This is a genomic window from Pararhodobacter sp. SW119 (genome assembly GCF_017811755.1).
Taxonomy (GTDB): Bacteria; Pseudomonadota; Alphaproteobacteria; order Rhodobacterales; family Rhodobacteraceae; genus Pararhodobacter.
Window position 1 is genome coordinate 1 of sequence record NZ_JADDJF010000038.1, and the last position, 22401, is coordinate 22401.

Genomic DNA, 22401 nt, shown 5'->3' on the forward strand with positions numbered 1-22401 from the left:
AAACCGACCGGCCCAAACCCTGCCAATTCCCTGCCGCACCGTTCGGAACTGCCATACGTTTGCCATACGCTTGCCAGCCACTTGCCATACGCCCGCCAGCACCCTGCCGAGGGCCCTTAAAGGGTGCTCAGAAGTCCGTCGGCGCGCCCCCCTCGCGCTTACGACGGGCCACGAACTCCCCCAGTTCCTCGCGGATCGCGGGGTCCATCGGGGGCGGCTCGAACCCGTCGACAATCTCGCGGTATATCCGGTGCGCGCGGGCAGGGGTTTCCACCGCGCCGTCGGCGGCCCAGGCGTCGAAGTTGCGCCAGTCGCTTACGAGTGGGCTGTAAAACGCTGAAGTATAACGGCTTTGCGTATGGGCGCAGCCAAAGAAATGGCCGCCGGGGCCGACCTCGGCGACGGCGTCGAGGGCGATATCCTCGGGCGAGGTCGCGGTGATCGCGGGCTCGAAGTAGCGCTGGATCATCTGCAAGACCTCGCAATCCATCACGAACTTCTCGGGCGACGCGATCAGCCCCCCCTCCAGCCAGCCGGCGGCGTGATAGACCATGTTGCTGCCCGACTGGACCGCCGCCCAAAGCGAGTTCGTGGTCTCCCACATCGCCTGCGCATCCGGCGCGTTTGCCGTGCAAACCCCTGAAGACCTTAAAGGAAGTCCATAGAACCGTGCCATCTGTCCGGTCATCTGGGTGGCGCGCATGTACTCCGGCGTGCCGAACGCCGGCGCCCCGGAGCGCATGTCGACATTCGATGTGAAGGTGCCCAGTGCGACTGGCGCGCCGGGGGCCGCGTATTGCAGCAGGGCGATCGCCGCCAGCCCCTCCGCCACCGAGAGCGTCACCGCGCCCGCCATGGTCACGGGTGCCATCGCGCCCGCCAGCGTGAAGGGGGTCACCACGACCGGCTGGCCGCGCCGCGCCAGGCGTAGCGCGCCGTCGATCATCGGGAAGTCGTGCTTGAGCGGCGAGGTCGAGTTGATATTCGTGTACATACGTGGGGTTGCGTCGAATTCCTCATGCGTGAGCCCGCCAGCGATGCGGACCATCTCCATCGCGTCCTCGACCCGTTCGCGACCGAGGCTGTAGGCGTGGCAGACCTTGTCGGTTAGCGTCAGCTTCTCGAACAGGCAGTCGAGATGGCGCACCGCGGGGTGGATGTCCACGGGTTCGACCGGGTAGCCGCCGGCGAGGTGGATGCAGTTGAAGGCCTGCGTCAGCATCATGAATTCACGGAACGTCGCGAAATCGCCAGGTCGCTTGCCGTGCACCATGTCCCAGGCGTTCGGCGGGCTGGAGACGTTGACGAAAACCATATGTCGCCCCCCGATCGTCACGGCGCGATGGGAGTTTCGCGGGGTCAGCGTGAATGATCCCGGGGCGCGTGCGACCATCTCGGCAACGAAATCATCGTCCATTCGGACGTTCTGCCCGTCGACCCGGCAACCGGCCTGACGGAACAGCGCCAGTGCCTCGTCATTCAGGAACTCGATACCGAACTCGCGCAGGATATGAAGGGCGCCGCGGTGGATCGCCTCAACGCCCTCAGCGTCCAATGGCTCGGTCGGTCGGTCGGGGTTTTCCGGAACGCGCCAAGGCATCTGTTCCGCCAGGGCGCTGCCGGTCGCACGCCGCGTGTTGCCCGTTCGCCCCCCTGACCGGCGGCGGCTGGGAGCGGTGTCTGTTTCGGCCATGCGCACCTCGTTCCGGCTAGTCGTTCGCGAGCGTATGCGCGGCGCCTGCACCCGGGCAAGCACAGTCTTGTCCGCAGCTCTGTTGGCCGAACCCGACGCCAGTTCCCGCGAGAGCATCGGATCAGTCGGGCGTGACGCCTAAGGACCTAACCCAGTCGGCGGCTTCGTGGGCGTGTATGCTTGCGGCGCGGATGTGTCCGTCAAAACCGCGCGCCAGTTCGTGGATCAGGACGCGCGAGCGTATGTGCAGATAGATTTCCCCGGCATAGACCGCGGCGCGAACATAACCGAACAGCGTCATGGGGGGAGCAAAGCGTGACCGGCCATCGAAGAGATACATGCGGAAGGCGGGGTAGAGCTCGGCCACGGTGGCGGCGATATGGTCCAATTGAGCGGCCCTGTCCGAGGCCGGCAGGTCACGCCAGACACCGCGGCCTTCGGCGAAAAGCTCAAGCGTCTGAAAGGGCATGCACATCTCTATATCCGATTCCGGCATGCGCGAAAAATGCAGGCGCCGCACGGTCTGAGCCTGAAGGCGTTGGCGTTCCTGTTCGGAGCTTTGCGCCTGAAAGGCGATCACCGTGGGCGTGCGCATCAGGTCCGGCAGTTGTGCTGGCACATAGCGGACCTTGTGACCCTGGGCCTCGTGATGCCAGCGTTCCATCGCCGTGCGGCTTTCGTCATCCAGCGCGGCTTCGGTTTCCACGGCATTGAGCGCCTGAGTGGTACCGGAGCGATCGTCGCTGAGCCCGAGCAGCCAGTCGGCCGAAACCTGAAAGCGCGCGGCGATCGCCAGCACCGTTTCGGCCCTTGGCAGGCGCGGGCCGGCACCGCTGGTCAACTGCGATAGCGCCGACCGGTCGATACCGATGGCCTGCGCCAGCGCTGTCTGCGTCAGCCCGGCGCCGGCCTGAAGCGCCGTCAGCCGTTCCCGAAACCGCGCTGCGGCGTGTCGCTTGTCCATATTGCGTCCCCCAAAGACTGATGTTCTTGGTAACGAATAGTGACAAAGTGCGTCAATCCGAACTCTGAATGACGACCATTCGCGCATTGTCCCAACTCACAAATTGATGACGATGGTTTCCATTGCATCAGTGAGGGAGGCGAAATGCGGATCGAGTGGCCGACCGTGGGGTTGATCGTGCTGGCCTATGGCGGCTGGGCGGCGTCGGGCCTGTGGCTGTGGCCCGCGGTTCCCTGGCTGGCGCTTGCGGTGATGGCGGTTCTGGCGGCGCTGCATTCCTCGCTGACGCATGAATGCCTGCACGGTCATCCGACGCGCAGTCGGTGGGTGAACGAGGCGTTGGTCACATTGCCCCTGACGCTGATCTATCCCTATCGCCGCTATCGGGCCAACCACCTGGCCCACCACCATGACGAGCGCCTGACCGATCCCTTCGACGACCCCGAAAGCTATTACAAGGCGCGCTTTCAATGGGCCGCGATGCCGCGCTGGTTCCGCGCAGTGCTCTGGTTCAACAACACGCTCCTAGGGCGCATGGTTTTGGGTCCGGTGCTGGGCGCCGCGGGGTTTCTGGCCTCGGAGGCGCGGCTTTTCCGGCACGGCGCGCGCGGCGTCCGGCGCGCCTGGCTGCTGCACGGACTGAGCCTGGTGCCGGTTATCGGCGCGCTGGCCTTGTTCGGGATTCCGCTCTGGCTTTATAGTGTCGCCGTGGTCTGGCCAGCGCTTGCGCTGATCTCGATCCGCACCTTCGCCGAGCATCGCTGGCACGAAACGCCGGAGGGGCGCACTATCATCGTCGAACGCTCGCCGTTGGCCTGGCTTTTTCTGAACAACAACTTGCATATCGTTCACCATCAGTTACCGACCGCGCCGTGGTACGCGCTGCCGCGTCTTTATGCGGAGCGTCGCGACCACTGGCAGGCGCTCAACGGTGGCTATGTCTATCGCAACTACTGGCAACTCTTTCGCGCTCACGCGCTGCGCGCGAAAGAGCCGGTGGCGCATCCGGCCCTGCGCCTCTGGTCGGAACCGCCCGAGGCCCCGCGCACGCCTGTTGCATCGAGAAGGCAGCGGGCTGCGTGACGGGTCTCGCGGCTCTACCGATGTACGACTGGCCCGAGGAGAGGGAGACGGTCGATGCCCTCTGGACCCACATTCGCGGCACATCTGGCCTTCGGTTGCCCGAGATTTTGACGCGCCCCGATACCGAGGAGGCGCTCATTGCGCTGTGGCGCGATCCCGAACTGGTGTTCGGGCAGTGTTGCTGGGGGCCGATGTCGCTGGGCCTGCTGCCGGGGTTGCGGGTGTTGGCGCAGCCGGACTATTCCGACGTACCGGGTGGCCGCGGGTCTTTCTACCGTTCGGCCTTGGTGATGAGGCGGGCGGATGCGTCGCCTCCTGCACCGTTCCCGGTCGGGCGGGGCAGCGCCTTGCCCGAGGTGCCGCTTGCTGGCAAGCGGTTGGCGACGAATGCGCGCCATTCGATGTCGGGCTGGCTGTCGCTGTCGCGCGATCTGGGCGGCGATCCGGGTATCCTGCCGGCGCGCGTCATCGAGACCGGCGGCCACCGGGCATCAATCCGGGCGGTGGCCGAGGGGCGCGCGGATCTGACCGCCATCGACTGCCGATCCTGGGTGCTGGCCCTGCGCCACGAGCCTTGCGCCCGCGACCTGGTCGTGGTCGGCTGGACGGCAGAGCGGCCGGGCCTGCCCTATGTCACCGGTCCGGGCACCGACGAGAAGACGGCCGATAGGCTTCGTGAGACACTGATCGGGATGGGATGCCATCCGCCGCAGGAGATGAATTGATGACGAGGCAATATCGGGCCGTGGTGATCGGCGGCGGCGTGGTGGGCTGCTCGGTCCTTTACCACCTGGCACGTGCCGGTTGGACGGATGTGTTGCTGGTCGAGCGTTCGGAACTGACCGCGGGCTCGACCTGGCACGCGGCGGGGGGCTTTCACACGCTCAACGGCGATCCGAACGTGGCGAAGCTGCAGGCCTATACGATCTCGCTCTACAAGGAGCTGGAGGAGCTGACCGGCATGTCCTGCGGACTGCATCTGGTCGGCGGGGTAATGATGGCCGACAGCCCCGAGCGGATGGATTTCCTGCGCATGGCGCATGCGCGCGGCCGCTGCCTGGGGATGGAGACGGAACTGATCACGCCGTCCGAGGCGAAAGCGATGTTCCCGCTGATGGATGAGAGCCATTTCGTCGGCGCGCTCTGGGACCCGGTGGAGGGGCATCTGGACCCCTACGGCACCACGCACGCCTATGCCAAGGCCGCGCGGATGCTGGGCGCCGAGATCGAGTTGCGCAACCCGGTCACGGAGTTGACGCAGGACGCGGACGGCACCTGGAATGTCATCACGAAGAACGGCACGATCCGCGCCGAGCATGTGGTCAATGCCGGCGGCCTCTGGGCGCGAGAGGTCGGTCGCATGGTCGGCCTTGAACTGCCGGTGCTGGCGATGGAGCATATGTACCTGTTGACCGAGGACATGCCCGAGGTCATCGAATTCAACGAGACGATGGGCCGCGAGCTGATCCACGTCATCGACTTCAAGGGCGAGATCTACACGCGGCAGGAGGGCAGGGGCATCCTGCTGGGCACCTACGAGAAGGCGGCGAAACCCTGGTCGCCGGTCACGACGCCCTGGGATTTCGGTCAGGACCTGCTGCCCCCGGACCTGGACCGCATCGCACCGTCGCTGGAGATCGGCTTCCGCCATTTCCCGCCCTATGAGCGTGCCGGCATCAAGAAGGTCATCAACGGCCCCTTCACTTTTGCCCCGGATGGCAACCCGCTGGTCGGCCCGGTGCAGGGGCTGACAAATTTCTGGTGCGCCTGCGCGGTGATGGCGGGGTTCAGCCAGGGCGGCGGCGTCGGGCTGGTGCTGGCGAACTGGATGGTCGATGGCGACCCCGGCCACGACATCTTTGCAATGGACGTCGCCCGCTACGGCGAATGGGCGACACTGCGCTACACCAACGCCAAGGTGCGCGAGACCTATTCGCGCCGCTTCTCGATCCGGTTTCCGAACGAGGAATTGCCCGCCGCCCGCCCGGCCGAGACGACGCCGCTTTACGACATCATGCTGCGCGACAATTTCGCGGTGATGGGCGATTCATGGGGCTTGGAAACGCCGCTGTGGTTCGCGCCATCGGCCGATGCGGCGCATGACGTGCTCAGCTTCCAGCGCTCGACCGACTTTGAGTATATCGGGGCTGAGGTGCGCGGCGTCCGCGAGGGCGTCGGCGTCACCGAGATTGCCAATTTTGCAAAATACGAGGTGACGGGGCAGGGGGCGGAGGCGTTTCTCGACCGGCTGATGACCAACACGCTGCCAAAGGTCGGCCGACTCGTGCTGACGCCGATGCTGAACGAGGCCGGCAAGCTGATCGGCGATTTTACCATCGCGCGGGCGTCGGAAAGCCGCTTCCTTGTCTGGGGCTCGCTTTCGGCGTCGAAATACCACATGCGCTGGTTCGAGCGCCACCTGCCCACCGATGGCTCGGTTCGGGTGCATCGCTTCCACACCGATCTGGTCGGGCTGATGCTGGCCGGCCCGAAATCGCGCGAGGTGCTGGCGGCACTGGTGGATGAAGATGTCTCGGCCGGGGCGTTTCGCTTCATGGACTTCCGCGAAATGGACGTGGCGGGGGCCCCCTGCATGGTCAACCGCATCACCTATACAGGCGATCTGGGCTACGAGATATGGATGCGCCCCAGCTTCCAGCGACGCGTCTATCTGGCGATCAAGGAGGTGGGGCAGGCCCACGGGATCGTCGATTTCGGGATGCGGGCGCTCTTGTCGATGCGGCTGGAGAAGAACTTTCCGACCTGGTTTGCCGAACTCAGGCCGATCTATGGCCCGTTCGAGGGGGCGATGGACCGCTTCGTCAAGCTGCAGAAGCCCGATTTCATCGGCAGCGAGGCGGCGGTGGCCGAACGTGACGCCGGGCCGCGTTTGCGTCGGGTCTCGCTGATGATCGAGGCTGCGGATGCCGACGTGCTGGGCGACGAGCCGATCTGGGCCAAGGTTGGCGATGCCGACTACGGGACGGTCGAGACGCCGCACGGTCACGGCGCGACCCGCTTCGATGCGACGGGCCGTGAGATGCCACGCCCCGACCCGGTGCGTGACGGCGACTGGCGGGTCGTCGGCTGGGTGACCTCGGGCGGATATGCGCATTGGGTGCGGGCATCGATGGCGCAGGGTTACCTGCCGGCCGAACTGTCCGAGCGCGGCGAGGCGGGGCTTTTCGCGGTCGAGATCATGGGCGAGCGTCGGGCCGCACGGCTCGCGCTGGAGCCGCCCTTCGATCCGGCCGGCGAGCGGATGCGTATGTGAGAAAATGCGCTCAATGAAGCTTCAGGATCTCGAGATCTTCGTCATCGGCACGCCGCCGCCGGGCTGGGGCGGGCGCTACTGGATCGTGGTGAAGCTGACCACGGCTTGCGGGATTATCGGCTACGGCGAGGTCTACGCCGCCTCGGTCGGGCCAGTGGCGATGCGCGCGGTGATCGAGGATGTCTTCACTCGACACATGCTGGGTGAAAACCCGGAGAATGCCGAACTGATGTTCCGTCGCGCATACTCCTCGGGCTTCACGCAGCGGCCGGACCTGACGGTAATGGGCGCCTTCTCGGGGTTGGAGATCGCCTGCTGGGATATTCTTGGCAAGGCGCGCGACCGGCCGGTCTGGGCGTTGATGGGCGGTCGGATGAATGATCGATTGCGTGCCTACACCTACCTCTATCCCCTGCCGCAGCATGACAAATCGGTCTTCTGGACGAGCCCCGACATGCAGGCGGAGTCCGCGCTGCACTACGTAGAGCTTGGTTTCACGGCGCTGAAGCTGGACCCGGCGGGACCCTATACGCTGCGCGGCGGGCACCAACCGGCGATGTGGGATATCGACCTGAGTGTCCGCATGTTGAAGTCGATCCGCGCGGCCGTGGGCAACCGCGCCGATCTTCTTTTCGGCACCCATGGGCAGTTTACGCCCGGCGGTGCGATCCGCTTGGGGGCCGCCATCGAGCCCTATCAGCCGCTCTGGTTCGAGGAACCGATACCGCCGGACAACTTGCTGGATTTCGCGCAGGTCGCGCAGGCCGTGCGCATCCCGATCGCCACAGGCGAGCGCCTGACCACCAAGGCCGAATTCGGAACCTTGTTGCGTACGGGGGGCGCGTCGATACTGCAGCCGGCGACGGGCCGGTCGGGCGGACTGTGGGAAACCAAGAAGATCTCGGCCCTGGCAGAGGCTTTTGGTGCACAGGTTGCGCCGCATCTTTACGCCGGGCCCGTCGAATGGGCGGCGAACATACATCTCGGCGTCACGCTGCCCAACCTTCTGATGGTCGAGTGCATTCAGGAGGGTGGAGATTTTCATCTTCCCTTGATTGGCCACTCCATCCGGGTCGAGGAGGGCTATGTTCGTGCGCCCGAGGCCGCGGGGCTGGGCATAGACTTCGACGAGGCCCGCGCTCGCAACCATCCCTATGACGAGACCGCGCTTCACCTGGAGATGCGCGAAGAGCCTTGCGACTACCAGAAAGGAAATGACTTCGAAGGTGGGGCGCCCCGCAATGATTGATCGTGCAGGGCGAAAACGACTTGCATTCGGAAGGAGGTCGCGTTTGGATGGATAGAGGTCGCAGCCGATAACGCGCTGCGCGTCAACTGTGGCTCGATAACACCGACGGTGCCGCAATCCCTCTGGGGAAGCAGAAAAAATAAAGCGTCAGACACAGGGAGACTTCGATGAAGCATGAACGGAATGACCCGATGGCAATACACCCCGCAGCGCGGATGTACGCCGAAGAATGCCGAACCGGCCGCCTGAGCCGCCGAGAGTTCCTGACACGCGCGACCGCACTGGGGCTTGCGGCGCCGACTGCCTATGGGTTGCTGGGGATTGCCGCGCCGCAAGCGCGCGCCGAGACGCCGGTACAGGGCGGTACGATCCGCATGCAAATGGACATCAAGGCGCAACGTGACCCGCGCACCTGGGACTGGTCGGAACTGGCGAATGTTTGTCGCGGTTGGCTGGAATACCTTGTGCATTATGAGCGTGACGGAAGCCTCACACCCGTCCTCCTCGAGAGTTGGGAGGCGAATGAGGATGCGACGGAGTACACGCTGCGCATCCGTCAAGGCGTGACCTGGAACAACGGCGACGCTTTCACCGCCGAGCACGTGAGGCACAATATCGAACGCTGGGCCGACGCATCGGTCGAGGGGAACTCGATGGCGTCGCGTCTGGGCGTGCTTTCCGAGGATGGCCAACTTCGTGCGGATGCCGTCGAAGTTGTCGATGATCACACTCTGAGATTGCATCTGTCGAGCCCCGACATCGCAATCATCGTCAGCATGGCCGATTATCCCGCAGCGGTGGTGCACCCGTCATTCACCGGCGATGACCCGGTCGGCAACCCGATCGGCACCGGCCCTTACCGTCCTGTCAGTCACGACACCGGGATCGGCGCGGTCATCGAACGCAACCCGGACCACACCTGGTGGAACGAAGGCAACGGAGCCTGGATCGACAGGATCGAATTTGTAGACTTGGGGACCGATCCCTCTGCCTGGGTTGCGGCAGCGGAAGGCGGCGAGATCGAGATCACCTATCAGACGACCGGCGATTTCGTGGATATCTTCGAGTCGATCGGCATGCCCTCGAGCGAAGCGATCACCGCCTCGACGCTGGCGGTGCGGTTCAATCAGACGCAGCCCCCCTACGATAACGTCAATGTCCGTCGTGCCCTGCAAATGGCTGTGGACAATGAAACCGTCCTCGAACTGGGCTACGACGACCGCGGCGAGGTGGCCGAGAACCACCATGTGTGCCCGATTCATCCCGAGTACGCCGAGATGGAGCCGCCGGAGTTCGACCCTGCAAGAGCGGCAGAGATGATCGCCGAAGAGGGCCTGGCGGATCACGAGTTCGAGCTGATCTCGATCGATGACGCCTGGCAGGCCGCGACGTGCGATAATGTGGCCGCCCAGATCCGCGCTGCCGGCATCAACATCCAGCGCACCATCCTTCCTGGCGCGACGTTCTGGAACGACTGGTTGAACTATCCGTTCTCGTCGACGGAATGGAACATGCGACCGCTGGGTGTGCAGGTTCTGAACCTTGCCTACCGCTCAGGCGTGGCCTGGAACGAAGCGGGGTACTCGAATCCGGAATTCGATGCACTGCTGGATCAGGCAAACGGGATCGCAGATGCCGACGAACGGCGCGAAGTGATGCTGGAAATTCAGCGACTGATGCGCGAGGATGGCGTTCTGATTCAGCCTTACTGGCGATCACTCTATCGCAACATGCGACCGGAGATTCGTGGTGCCGAGATGCACCCGACCTTTGAGGTCCGCTACCAGCAATACTGGAAAGCTTGACCGTCAGGGCGCGGGGAAGTTTCGCGCGCCCTTTCTTCGTTTAGTCCGATCCTTCCGCGCGCGTCCCGTGACGCCGGTATCTGACCATTGGTGTCGTCCAAGCCAGAGGAGACGCGATGCTTCTTTTTCTCGCGCGCCGGGTCGGTGTCATGCTTGTTACCGCGCTCTGCCTGACGTTCGTCGTCTTCTTTCTGACCAACCTGCCCGCAAAGCTGGAGACGCTCGCCAAGACTCAGGCCGGATCGCGCATGAGCGATGCGGAGGTGGCAAGCTGGCTGGACCGAAACGGTTACAATCAGCCGATGCTGATGCGATACGGCGAATGGCTGGGCGTGGTTCCCGGCTGGACCCGCGAAGAAGCCGACGGCACGGTCCGCGGCCGCTGCGTCGAACGAATGGGTGCCGAGGGGTATGGCGCGCGCTGCGGATTGGCACAGGGATATTGGGGTCAGTCGACGCGCTTCCGAGCACCGGTTTCCGAGGTGATCGGCACACGGCTGGGGGCGACCGGCTGGCTGATGCTTTGGGTGCTGATCGTCATGGTGCCGATGGCCTTGATCGTCGGCGTCCTCGCTGGCATGCGCGAGGGGTCGCGGACAGACCGGTCGCTTTCGACATTCGCCATCGCTTCCACTGCGACGCCCGAGTACGTTTCGGGCGTCCTGTTCATCGCGCTTCTGGCATCTTCGACCGTGGGATTGTCGCCGCTGCTCACCAGTTGGGGAGTAATCGATGGACCGGTGCTGTTCCAGGGCAATGCGCGCTCGGCACTGGAAGGGATCACCTTCTGGAACTTCACGCTGCCGGTCCTGACCATCGCGCTCTACGGAATGGGTTACATCGCGCGGATCACGCGCGCCTCGATGACCGAGGTGATGACGCAGCAGTACATTCGCACCGCGCGTCTAAAGGGCGTCAGTTTCGGAAACATCGTTTTGAAGCATGCGTTGAGGAACGCGCTGATCGCGCCCTTCACGGTCATCATGCTGCAGATACCCTGGCTTCTGAATGGTGTCGTGATCGTGGAGGTGCTTTTCAGCTACCCCGGGTTCGGGTGGACGCTCTACGAAGCGGCGGTGAACAACGATATAGAACTGCTGCTAGCGGCGTCGGTGGTCGCCGTCATCGTGGTGCTGCTGACGCAGCTCATCTCGGACGTAGGATATGTTTTCCTCAACCCGCGCATCCGCGTAACCTAAGGAGGCCGGAAGCGTGGAAGAACTCGGCTGGCTCGCTATTTCTGGTCGTATCGTCCAGCAGACCCTGCCGGTCTGGGTGGCGATGGCGATCGTCTTCGTTCTTTCCATCCGGTTCAGGAGGCGGTTGGGACTATACGGAAAATTGTTCGATTCAAACGTAGGAATGGTCGGCTTCGGGATCGTGCTGTTCTGGGTCCTGACCGCGATCTTTGCCGACCTCATCATCACGCACGATCCCTTGGCTCAGATGCGGGGGATGCGCAATGCGGTGCCCGGCTCGCGGCTCGCCAACCCGGCCGACCAATATCCCTACTACCTTCTGGGCGGTGACAGCTTGGCGCGAGATGTCTTTTCACGCGCAATCATGGGCGCGCGCGAGGTCCTGAAGATCGCACCCTTCGCGGCAATGATTTCATTCATGATCGGGATCTCGCTGGGGTTGCCGGCGGGCTATTTCGGCGGCCGCCTTGATACCGGTTTGACCTTTGTGGCCAACTTGGTATTGGCGTTCCCCGTCATCCTCCTGTTTTTCCTGCTGGTTGCGCCAGAAATCCAGGCGACGGTGATTCCCACCGCCATGGCGGGGGTGCTTTTTCTTGTGCCGGTCCTTTTTGTCATGGTGCTGTTGAACGCGCGCTTCTTCACGCAACCGATGAAGCGCAATCTCTATGTCGGTGCGGCGCTTCTGGTGGGACTCTGGGCCTATTCGGGGCTGGCATTCAACGCAGATCCGCTGGGTGTCTGGGGAATGCGGGCGAACCTTCTGAACGTCTTCGTCGCGGTCGTTTTCGTGAATGCACCCACCGTCTTCCGGATCGTGCGCGGAATCACCATGGATATCCGGACACGCGACTATGTCGCCGCGGCTCAGACCCGGGGTGAAGGCCCATGGTACATCATGATGTGGGAAATCCTGCCCAATGCGCGCGGGCCGCTGATCGTCGATTTCTGCCTGCGTATCGGCTACACGACGATCCTACTGGGCACGCTCGGTTTCTTCGGGCTTGGCGTCAGCCCGGAAAGCCCTGACTGGGGTTCGACCATCAACGATGGTCGCCGCCTTCTGACGGTATATCCGCATCCCGCGCTGGTGCCGGCGCTTTCGCTGATGTCGCTGGTTCTCGGCCTCAACCTGCTGGCCGATGGGCTGCGCGAGGAAAGCCTGAGGGATTGACATGACCCGACCTTCACACGCGGCCGAATTGGAAAACGGGCGATGCTCTCGGCACCGCCCGTCACAAGGTTGCGTGCGCGCGTGGACGCGTCAGATCACGCCGATAAGCAGCAGCAGAATGACCACCGTCAACGGGACGCCCAGAAGCCAGAGAATGATTGGCATGTTTCGATCTCCTTTCGATTTGCTTCAACAACACGTGAGAGGCGCGCCGGTTCCATCGGCCAACGCGATAGATTTCATCACGCGCCACGCCAACTCCCTTGGGGGCTGCCATGTCTGATACTGCCGGCACCGAACCGATCCTCGAGATCACCAACCTGTCAATCTCGTTCTTTACCCGCCTGCGAGAGATCCCGGCGGTGATGGATTTTTCCTGCACTGTCCTGCCGGGCGAGGCGATGGGACTGGTTGGCGAGTCCGGGTGCGGAAAGTCGACCGGGGCGCTTGCCGTGATGCGCGATCTGGGCGTGAACGGCCACATCGTCGGCGGTTCGATACGCTTCAAGGGGCGAGACCTGACCAACATGGGGGATGCGGACCTGCGCAAGCTGCGCGGATCCGAGATCGCTATGATCTACCAGGAGCCGATGGCGAGCCTCAATCCGGCGATGAAGGTCGGCCAGCAGATGATGGAAGTGCCGATCATCCATCAGGACATGCCGAAGACCGAGGCGCGTGCACTTGCCCGTCAACTGGTCGCCGACGTGCGGCTGCCAGACCCCGACCGGATCCTCGACGCTTACCCGCACCAGCTTTCCGGCGGGCAGCAGCAGCGCATTGTCATCGCCATGGCGCTGATGTCGAAACCGGCGCTACTGATCCTCGACGAGCCGACGACTGCGCTCGATGTGACGGTCGAGGCCGGGATCGTCGAGCTGGTCCGCGAACTAGGTCAGAAATACGGCACATCGATGCTGTTCATCAGCCACAACCTTGGCTTGGTGCGCGAGGTTTGCGACAGGATAACCGTGATGTATTCCGGCGAGGCGGTGGAAACCGGTGCGATAAACGACGTGTTCAATCGGATGCGGCATCCCTATACGCAGGCGCTTTTCCGCGCGATCCCGCTGCCCGGGGCGAACAAGAACGACAGGCCGCTCCGCGCGATTCCGGGAAACTTTCCGCTGCCGCATGAACGACCCCCTGGCTGCAATTTTGGCCCGCGCTGCGATTACTTTGTCGAGGGTCGCTGCAACGCTACCGATATCGCCATGGCGCCGGTATCTGGAGACAGCCGGCATGACAGTCGTTGCCTGCGCTTCAACGAGATCGACTGGGCGGCGCCCCCGCCGATCGAAGCCAAGCATGATCGCGGCGAGATCGGTGAGGTCGTGCTGCGCATGGACGATGTACGCAAGTACTATCAGGTCGCGGCCTCGTCGCTTTTTTCCGGGGGGGATACCAAGGTCGTCAAGGCGAACGAGACCCTCAGCTTCGACGCGCGTGAGGGTGAGACCCTGGCCATCGTCGGCGAATCGGGGTGCGGCAAGTCGACCTTCGCGAAGGTTCTGATGGGGCTGGAAACCGCGACCAGCGGCAAGATAATGCTGTTCGACGAGAACGTGCAGTCGACGCCCATAGAACACCGAAACACAGACACCGTTTCGTCGTTGCAAATGGTGTTCCAGAACCCGTTCGACACACTCAACCCGTCGATGTCGGTCGGTCGGCAGATCATCCGCGCGCTGGAAATTTTCCGCGTCGGATCATCGGATTCAGAGCGCCGACAGCGCATGCTGGAGCTGCTGGATCTGGTCAAGTTGCCACGCGAGTTTGCCGACCGCATGCCGCGTCAATTGTCCGGTGGGCAAAAGCAGCGTGTCGGCATCGCGCGGGCCTTTGCGGGCAACGCGAAGGTCGTTGTCGCGGACGAGCCCGTCTCGGCGCTGGACGTGTCGGTGCAGGCCGCGGTCACCGAGTTGCTGATGGATATCCAGAGGAAGAACGGCACCACGCTTCTGTTCATTAGCCATGACCTGAGCATTGTTCGCTACCTGTCGGATCGGGTCATGGTCATGTACCTGGGTCATGTGGTCGAACTGGGAACGACTGACCAGGTGTTCAATCCACCCTATCACCCCTACACCGAGGCGCTGTTGTCGGCGGTCCCTGTCGCGGACACGCGCGTCGAGAAGGAACGTATCGTGCTGGAGGGCGACATTCCCTCGGCGATGAACCCGCCTCCAGGATGTCCTTTTCAGACGCGCTGCCGCTGGAAGAGCAAAGTCCCCGGCAACTTGTGCGAGATCGAGGTGCCGCCGATGCGCGACCTCGGCGATGGACATCAGGCGAAGTGTCATCTTTCCGACATGATCCTTGCGGACATGAAGCCGGTCTTCCGGATCGCGGCAGAATAGCGCCTTGGCCGGCGCGCTGCGTGGATTGCGGGGGTCAGACAGGGCAACCAGAATGTGCCCTTGCGCTGGGAACCGATGCACGGTTCTATGCCGTCGATTCAGGGGATGAAGCGATGCGTTATTCCGGTTTCCGGGTTTTCCTGGAGGGCTTGAGGGGCAACAGCGGCTGGGGTCCCGCCTGGCGCAAGCCCGACCCCCAGCCGGCCTATGATGTGATTGTAATCGGTGGCGGAGGGCATGGGCTCTCGACCGCGTATTACCTTGCCAGGAACCACGGGATCACCAACGTCGCGGTGCTCGAGAAGGGGTATCTGGGATCGGGGAATATCGGACGTAACACCACGATCGTGCGCGCCAACTATTTCCTGCCCGGCAATTCGGAGTTCTACAGCCACTCGCTGAAGCTATGGGAGGGGTTGGAGACGGAACTGAATTACAACGTCATGCATTCGCAGCGCGGGCTTATCAACCTGTTCCATTCCGATGGGCAGCGCGATGCCTTTGCCCGACGCGGAAACGCGATGCTGGCGCAGGGTGACGACGCCATACTTCTGGACCGCGATGGGGTGCGCGAGAAGCTGCCCTACCTTGATTTCGAACAGACCCGCTTTCCGATCTACGGCGGCCTCTATCACCCGCGCGGCGGGACGGCCCGCCATGATGCCGTCGCCTGGGGTTATGCACGCGGAGCGGACAGGCGCGGCGTTGATCTGATCGAGAACTGCGAGGTCACCGGAATTGCGATCGAGGACGGTCAAGTGATCGGTGTGCAGACGACTCGCGGCGCAATCCGTGCGAACAAGGTGGCGATGGTCGTTGCGGGTCGTTCCAGCCAGGTTGCCAGCATGGCGGGGATTCGCCTGCCGATCGAAAGCCACGTCCTGCAGGCTTTCGTTACCGAGGGGCTGAAGCCTTGCATAGATCATGTGGTCAGTTTCGGGATGGGGCACTTCTACATCAGCCAGTCCGACAAGGGCGGGCTGGTCTTTGGCGGCGATCTTGATTTCTATGCCTCCTACGCGGCACGTGGCAACTTGCCGATGGTCGAGCATGTGATGGAAGCCGGGATGACTCTGATGCCAATGATCGGCCGGGCGAAGGTGCTGCGAAGCTGGGGGGGCATAATGGACATGTCCCCGGACGGCTCGCCCATCATCGACAAAACCCCGATCGAGGGACTTTTCATCAACTGCGGCTGGAACTATGGCGGGTTCAAGGCGGTGCCCGCCTCTGGCTGGTGTCTTGCGCATCTGATGGCCACGGGCGAGCCGCATCCCGTGGCCCGCCGCTTTCGCCTGGATCGCTTCGCCACCGGTCATATCCTCGACGAAGAGGGTACCGGCAGCCAGCACAACTTGCATTGAGGCCGAATGCGTATCACCTGTCCCTGCTGTGGAAAACGAGACCGGCGCGAGTTTACCTACCTCGGCGCCGATGAGTATCTACGGCGCCCGTCGATTGATGCCCCACCTGAGGCTTGGGATAACTACCTTCACAATCGTGATAACCCGGCAGGGGATACCTTCGATCTCTGGTATCATGACCCTTGCGGCACGTGGATAAAGGTTGGTCGCAGCACCGTGACCCATGCCATCTTCTCTTGTGAACCCGTTGCGCGAAAAGCCACATGACCCAACCGCAGCGCATCCCCGGCAAGGGCTCGATCGATCGCACGCGCCCCGTCCGCTTCACCTTCGACGGCCGCGAGTACGAGGGGTACCACGGTGACACGGTCGCTTCGGCGTTATTGGCCAATGGCGTGCGGCTGATGGGGCGTTCGTTCAAGTACCACCGTCCCCGCGGGGTGATGACCGCGGGATCGGAAGAGCCCAATGCGCTGATCGAGGTGATGGAGAATGGTCAGCACACGCCCAATGTCCGCGCGACGATGCAGGAAATCTATCGCGGGCTCGCCACGCGCAGTCAGAACCGTTGGCCCTCCCTCTCGTTCGATGCACTGGCGGTGAACGACCGGTTGTCAGCGTTCCTCTCGGCCGGTTTCTACTACAAGACCTTCATGTGGCCGCGCGCCTGGTGGGAAAAACTCTACGAACCGGTGATCCGCCGCGCCGCAGGTCTGGGCGTTCTCTCCGGCAAGCATGACGTGGGCCGATATGAGAAGGCCTGGGCGCATTGCGACCTCCTAGTTGTCGGCTCGGGTCCCGCAGGCCTGATGGCCGCGCTGGTTGCCGCCCGTGCTGGTGCCGATGTGATTGTGGCCGAGGAAGACCGCCAGATGGGCGGTCGGCTCCTCTCCGACGCGCCCGAAGTTGACGGATTGCCGGGTGATGCTTGGGCGGCAGAGGTGTTGGGCGAGCTGGTAGAACTGCCCAACGCTCGCGTGATGCGCCGCATGACTGTCACGGGTGCCTACGATGACGGCAGCTACGGCGCCCTGGAGCGGGTTGGGTTGCACCTAGGTGAGCCAGGCAATCTGCCGCGCGAGTGTTTCTGGCGAATTGTCGCCAAGCGCGCCATCCTGGCTGCTGGCGCGCTGGAGCGCCCAATAGCGCATCCCGACAACGACCGACCGGGTGTCATGCTCGTATCGGCCTTGCGGGCGTATGTTCGTCGCTGGGGGATAGATCCGGGGCGGACTGTCATTTTCGGCAATAACGACGGCGCCCTCGACGCTGCACGCGCGCTGACCGCAGAAGGCGTTCGCATCCTCGCCTATGTTGACCCGCGACCCGGCATCGACCCTGTCGAGGAATTCCGCGTCTATCGCGGCGAAGTTGTCGGCACGACGGGTCGGCTCGGCCTCAAGACCGTGAAGTTCCGCCACAAGGGCGGTACAAGCGAACTCGCGGCAGAGACTTTGGCGCTATCCGGTGGATGGAACCCTACGCTGCATCTGGCCTGTCACATGAACGCACGTCCGAACTGGGACGACGCGATATCGGCCTTCGTGCCGCGCGATGGCATGGTGCCGAACCTGACCGTTGTCGGGGCGGCGTCTGGGCAGTTCTCGACCGCAAAATGCCTTGAGCAGGGCGCGGCTGCCGCACGCGCAGCGCTTGCTGAACTCGATCGAAAAGTGCCTGATATCCGTGTGCCGAAGGCGGGCGATGGTCGCTATGCGATTGCGCCTCTCTGGTCGGTTCAGGTACCCGGACACGCATGGCTCGATTTCGCCAATGATGTGACGACGAAAGACGTCGTGCTGGCCGCACAGGAAGGTTTCTCGGCGGTCGAGCACATGAAGCGCTACACGACCCAAGGCATGGCGCCGGATCAGGGCAAGTCGTCGAATGTTGCCGCGCTGGCGGTTTTGGCAGAGGCGACAGGTCAGGGTATCCCTGCCACCGGCACAACAACTTTTCGTCCGCCTTTCGTGCCGGTGTCCATTGCCGCATTGGGCGCAGGCGCGCGCGCCAAGGGATTCGCGCCGGAGCGACGCACGACGTCCGACGTAGTCGCGCGGCGCATGGGGGCGCCGATGATCGAGGCCGGGCTCTGGTTTCGGCCCAGCTACTTTCCGCGCGCGGGCGAAGCAACCTGGCGTGACGCCTGCGATCGTGAAGTGAAGATGGTACGCGAGTCAGTCGGGGTTTGCGATGTTTCGACCCTTGGCAAGATCGACGTTCAAGGTGCTGACGCGGAAAGGTTTCTGGATTTTGTATACACGAACACGATGTCAACGCTGAAGCCAGGACGGGTTCGTTACGGGCTGATGCTTCGTGAAGACGGGCATGTCATGGACGATGGCACTTGCGCGCGCCTCGCCGAGCAGCAATTCATGATCACCACCACAACCGCTGCCGCGGGGTTGGTCATGCGCCACCTCGATTTCGTGCATCAAGCTTTTTGCGCTGATTGGGATGTGAGGCTGATTTCGGTTACGGAACACTGGGCCCAGATTGCGATGGCTGGACCGAAAGCGCGCGAGTTGTTGAACACTGTCCTGGAAGATCCTGTGACCCCAGAGAGTTTGCCGTTCATCGCCTGCATGTCGACGCAAGTTCAGGGCGTGCCTGGGAGAGTGTTTCGTATCTCATTCTCGGGCGAGCAGGGATACGAGATCGCGGTACCCGCGCGCTATGGCACCGCACTTTTCGAGAGGCTGGTTGCGGAAGCGGAAGGGCTCGACGGCGGCGCCTACGGCATGGAAGCGCTGAACGTCTTGCGGATCGAGAAGGGCTTCATCACCCATGCCGAAATTCATGGCCGGGTGACCGCGTTCGACATCGGCATGGACCGTCTGGTATCAAGCAAGAAGGATTGTATCGGAAGAAGCGCGAGCCTTAGACCGGGGCTTATCGGGGAAGACCGCCAGCAGCTGATCGGCTTGATGCCAGTGGACGCGCAGGAGCCACTGACCGCTGGGGCGCATCTCTACGCGAAAGATGCATCTGCACGCGCCGCCGATGGGCAGGGTTACGTGACTTCGGTTGCTTACTCGCCAACGCTGGGCAGCTGGTTGGGTCTGGCGTTCCTGACCAACGGACGCGCCCGGCACGGGGAAACGATCCGACTCGACGACGGGTTGCGAGGGCGAAAAGTAATTTGCCGCGTGTGTGATCCTGTATTCCTTGACCCAGAGGGAGGACGAATGCGTGCCTGATCTCGCTGAAACTGACGCCTTCGCCGGACTGGATCTGCCGATCACCATGGGCGAGTGCCGGCTGGCGACCTGCGCTCCGCAGCTAATCACCTCCGTCGCGCCACGAAACGGCCGCGAAGCAGCGGTGGATGCGGTACTGAGAGATTTCGAACTTGGTTTCCCGACTCCTGGCAAGATGATCGTGTCCGGCTCTGCACGGATCATCTGGGCGGGTCGCGAAACCGCTTTCCTGATGGGGGTCGAGCCGCCCGCGGGATTGAGATTGGAAGCTGCACTGACCGTTCAGAGCGATGGCTGGGCCGGACTTCACCTGACGGGTTCCGGGGCGGAAGCGGTCCTGGCGCGGCTGATTCCACTGGATCTGCGGCTGTCGACGTTCGCAGTGCACGATGTGGCGCGCACATTGCTAAATCACATGCCTTGCCTGATCTTTCGGCCGGCCAAGACTGCCTTCGAGATCTACGTCTTCCGGTCAATGGCGGGCACCGCGGTGCATGAACTGACAGAGGCTATGCGCAGTGTGGCGGCGCGCCAGGCCGTCTGGCAGGAATGATCAGGTGATTATGTCCGGTGCCGTACGGCCGGTGCGGACGGCGAGATCGGTCAGCGATTCGGCTGCGGCCATCACGGGGGCGAGGGCCTCCTGCGGATCACACGAAAGACTGTTTTCGCTATAGCGCTCAAGGTAGATGCGCAATGTGGCGCCTTCGGTCCCGGTCCCTGAAAGTCGCAGGACCACCCGAGCATCGCCCGCAAACTTGATCTCGATGCCCTGGTGAGTGGCGACTGATGCGTCGATCGGATCGGTGTAGGAAAAATCTACCGCCTCGTCGATGCGTAGTGGCCCGGCTTCGGTGCCTGGCAGATCTGGAAGTCGTGCCTGCAGTTCGTGGGTCAGTGCCTGCGCGGTGGCAGTGTCCAGCCTCTCGTAATCATGACGGGAATAATAAGTTCTGCCGAACTCCGCCCAGTGATCCTGCAGGGTCTGGGCAACTGATTTACCGGTAACGGCAAGGATGTTGAGCCACATTAACACCGCCCAGAGCCCATCTTTCTCGCGCAAATGGTCCGAACCGGTGCCGAAGCTTTCCTCGCCGCACAAGGTGATCCGCCCAGCGTCAAGGAGATTTCCGAAGTACTTCCACCCGGTGGGGGTGGCGTAACACGGTAGATTGCGTGCGGCGGCAACCCGATCTACCGCTGTGCTGGTAGGCATCGACCGCGCGATGCCTTTCAGCCCGCTCCTGTACCCGGGAACCAGATGCGCGTTCGCGGCAAGAACCGCGAGGCTGTCAGAAGGGGTAACGTAGATGCCGCGTCCAAGGATCATGTTGCGGTCCCCATCGCCATCTGAAGCCGCGGCGAAATCGGGGGCACCGGTGCCAAATACTGCATCAAATAGGCCGCGCGCCCAAGTCGGGTTTGGGTCCGGATGACCGCCGCCAAAATCGGGAAGAGGGGTAGCGTTAACTACCGATCCGGCCGCAGCGCCGAGTTGGCGCTCCAGAATTTCGACGGCATAGGGGCCGGTAACAGCGTTCATTGCATCGAACCGGATCTGGAATCCGCTCTTGAAAAGATTTCTTATCATATTGAAATCAAATAACTGATTCATCAGTTCTGCATAGTCGGCAACCGGATCGGCGACTTCAATGACCGTCGTGCCCAACGTTTGTTTCCCGTTCCGCGCGAGATCTAGATCTTGGGTCTCGAGCGTGAGGTAGTAGTCGATGCCATGTGTTGCTTCAAAGATCTTCTTCGTGACACCCTCGGGTGCCGGGCCACCGTTGGCCATGTTCACCTTGACCCCGAAATCCCTATCTTCGCCGCCTGGATTGTGACTTGCGGAGAGGATGATTCCCCCATCGGCGCCCCGCTTGCGGATGAGGTTCGAGGCTGCGGGCGTCGAGAGCAGGCCGTTTTGCCCGACAATAACACGAGCTGCGCCGGAAGCCGAAGCCATACGAAGGATCACCTGCGCGGCCTGATCGCAGAAGAAACGCCCGTCACCACCCAGCACGAGGACCTTGCCGGAAATGCCGCCGAAACCCGCCCATACGGCTTGCACGAAGTTCTCGAGAAAAGGCGACTCCATGAAAGTCCGAGTTTTTGCCCTAAGTCCGGAAGTTCCCGGTTTCTGACCGGCAATCGGCCGAGAGGCGACACGGATCGGCGCTGTCATCAGCGCGTCACCTCGGTCAAGCGGCGCTTCACGTAATCCTGCACGTGCTTGATCATGGGCTTCATGTGCGTTTCTTCGTCACGGAAGAAGTGATCCGCGCCATCGATCTGCGTATGGGTTATAGTGATGCCCTTCTGCTCGTGCAGCTTGGACACAAGGCCAGTGACATCCTTTGGCGGTGCGATCCGGTCGGCGGTGCCGTTCAGGATCAGGCCCGACGCCGGACACGGCGCGAGGAAGCTGAAATCATACATGTTTGCCGGAGGCGCGACCGAGATGAAGCCGGTGATGTCCGGGCGCCGCATCAGAAGTTGCATGCCGATCCAGGCGCCGAAGCTGAAGCCCGCAACCCAGCAGTGCCGCGCGCTTTGGTTCATGGTCTGCAACCAATCCAGCGCGGCGGCGGCGTCGGAAAGCTCACCGATGCCTTGGTCGTATTCGCCTTGGCTGCGACCGACGCCCCGGAAGTTGAAGCGCAGTACGGAAAACCCAAGCGCATGGAACGCGTAGTGAAGGTTGTAGACGACCTTGTTGTTCATCGTTCCGCCAAACTGCGGATGTGGATGCAGGACGATGGCAATCGGGGCATCGCGGTTGGGTTGCGGGTGGTAGCGACCTTCCAGACGGCCGTCTGGGCCGGGAAAAATGACTTCAGGCATTCGGCAACCTTCTGCTCCGGTGCATCTTTTCCGGCGGCCAATCGGGCTTAGTTGACAAGACCGGTCAGCCAACCTAGAACGCTTCTAAACTGTTCCTGCCCGTGTTGGCGGATAGGTTGGGGCGGGTAGCAGATAAGCAGGGCTTGCGCGGGCGTCAATCACTTTGCGCAAATCCGTGCGATTGCAGCCGAGGTG

Annotated in this window: 16 protein-coding genes; 12 read left to right on the forward strand and 4 right to left on the reverse strand. The window is 62.8% G+C overall.

Features of this window, described 5'->3' with window-relative positions; genetic code table 11:
* Positions 1 to 127 precede the first annotated feature (127 nt).
* A complete protein-coding gene (locus tag IM708_RS16110; protein ID WP_209427608.1) occupies positions 128 to 1693 on the reverse strand; it encodes a trimethylamine methyltransferase family protein in 1566 nt (521 codons plus the stop codon).
* 121 nt (positions 1694 to 1814) lie between these two features.
* Positions 1815 to 2657 (reverse strand): helix-turn-helix transcriptional regulator, encoded by an 843-nt coding sequence (locus IM708_RS16115; RefSeq protein WP_209427609.1) that lies wholly within the window; start codon positions 2655 to 2657, stop codon positions 1815 to 1817.
* A 144-nt stretch (positions 2658 to 2801) separates the two neighbouring features.
* On the opposite strand from IM708_RS16115, the gene IM708_RS16120 reads away from it, so the two are divergent.
* The 12 genes from IM708_RS16120 to IM708_RS16175 all read left to right on the forward strand — a co-directional run bounded on the left by IM708_RS16120 (position 2802) and on the right by IM708_RS16175 (position 19918).
* On the forward strand, positions 2802 to 3740 hold the full coding sequence (locus IM708_RS16120) for a fatty acid desaturase (RefSeq protein ID WP_209427610.1): 939 nt from the start codon (positions 2802 to 2804) through the stop codon (positions 3738 to 3740).
* Entirely contained in the window at positions 3737 to 4465 is a 729-nt protein-coding gene (locus IM708_RS16125) for a PhnD/SsuA/transferrin family substrate-binding protein (RefSeq protein WP_209427611.1), read from the forward strand. The genes IM708_RS16120 and IM708_RS16125 overlap by 4 nt, the downstream gene beginning before the upstream one ends.
* Positions 4465 to 7014 carry an FAD-dependent oxidoreductase gene (locus tag IM708_RS16130; RefSeq protein WP_209427612.1) on the forward strand — a complete coding sequence of 850 codons (2550 nt, stop codon included), beginning with the start codon at positions 4465 to 4467 and terminating at the stop codon, positions 7012 to 7014. The genes IM708_RS16125 and IM708_RS16130 overlap by 1 nt, the downstream gene beginning before the upstream one ends.
* 13 nt (positions 7015 to 7027) lie before the next feature.
* Positions 7028 to 8263, forward strand: a complete 1236-nt coding sequence (locus IM708_RS16135) for a mandelate racemase/muconate lactonizing enzyme family protein (protein ID WP_209427613.1) — start codon at positions 7028 to 7030, stop codon at positions 8261 to 8263.
* Positions 8264 to 8430: 167 nt separating this feature from the next.
* Entirely contained in the window at positions 8431 to 10068 is a 1638-nt protein-coding gene (locus tag IM708_RS16140; protein ID WP_245243249.1) for an ABC transporter substrate-binding protein, read from the forward strand.
* Positions 10069 to 10184: 116 nt separating this feature from the next.
* Positions 10185 to 11267: an ABC transporter permease gene (locus IM708_RS16145; protein WP_209427614.1), complete on the forward strand. Its 1083-nt coding sequence runs from the start codon at positions 10185 to 10187 to the stop codon at positions 11265 to 11267.
* Positions 11268 to 11280: 13 nt separating this feature from the next.
* Positions 11281 to 12441: an ABC transporter permease gene (locus tag IM708_RS16150; RefSeq protein ID WP_348524986.1), complete on the forward strand. Its 1161-nt coding sequence runs from the start codon at positions 11281 to 11283 to the stop codon at positions 12439 to 12441.
* A 275-nt stretch (positions 12442 to 12716) separates the two neighbouring features.
* Positions 12717 to 14801: an ABC transporter ATP-binding protein gene (locus tag IM708_RS16155; RefSeq protein ID WP_209427615.1), complete on the forward strand. Its 2085-nt coding sequence runs from the start codon at positions 12717 to 12719 to the stop codon at positions 14799 to 14801.
* 113 nt (positions 14802 to 14914) lie between these two features.
* Positions 14915 to 16165 carry a sarcosine oxidase subunit beta family protein gene (locus tag IM708_RS16160; protein ID WP_209427616.1) on the forward strand — a complete coding sequence of 417 codons (1251 nt, stop codon included), beginning with the start codon at positions 14915 to 14917 and terminating at the stop codon, positions 16163 to 16165.
* A gap of 6 nt (positions 16166 to 16171) precedes the next feature.
* The gene (locus IM708_RS16165; protein ID WP_209427617.1) at positions 16172 to 16432 is read left to right on the forward strand and encodes a sarcosine oxidase subunit delta; all 261 of its coding nucleotides are present in this window, start codon (positions 16172 to 16174) and stop codon (positions 16430 to 16432) included.
* The gene (locus tag IM708_RS16170; RefSeq protein ID WP_209427618.1) at positions 16429 to 19365 is read left to right on the forward strand and encodes a sarcosine oxidase subunit alpha family protein; all 2937 of its coding nucleotides are present in this window, start codon (positions 16429 to 16431) and stop codon (positions 19363 to 19365) included. Before IM708_RS16165 ends, IM708_RS16170 begins: the two co-directional genes overlap by 4 nt.
* Positions 19358 to 19918, forward strand: coding sequence for a sarcosine oxidase subunit gamma (locus tag IM708_RS16175; RefSeq protein WP_348524987.1), 561 nt, complete (start codon positions 19358 to 19360; stop codon positions 19916 to 19918). The genes IM708_RS16170 and IM708_RS16175 overlap by 8 nt, the downstream gene beginning before the upstream one ends.
* Here the strand turns inward: IM708_RS16175 and IM708_RS16180 are convergent, their stop codons facing one another.
* Complete coding sequence (locus tag IM708_RS16180; RefSeq protein ID WP_209427619.1) at positions 19919 to 21547, reverse strand: alpha-D-glucose phosphate-specific phosphoglucomutase; 1629 nt, start codon at positions 21545 to 21547, stop codon at positions 19919 to 19921.
* On the reverse strand, positions 21547 to 22206 hold the full coding sequence (locus IM708_RS16185) for an alpha/beta hydrolase (protein ID WP_209427631.1): 660 nt from the start codon (positions 22204 to 22206) through the stop codon (positions 21547 to 21549). The genes IM708_RS16180 and IM708_RS16185 overlap by 1 nt, the downstream gene beginning before the upstream one ends.
* Between the last annotated feature and the right edge of the window lie 195 nt (positions 22207 to 22401).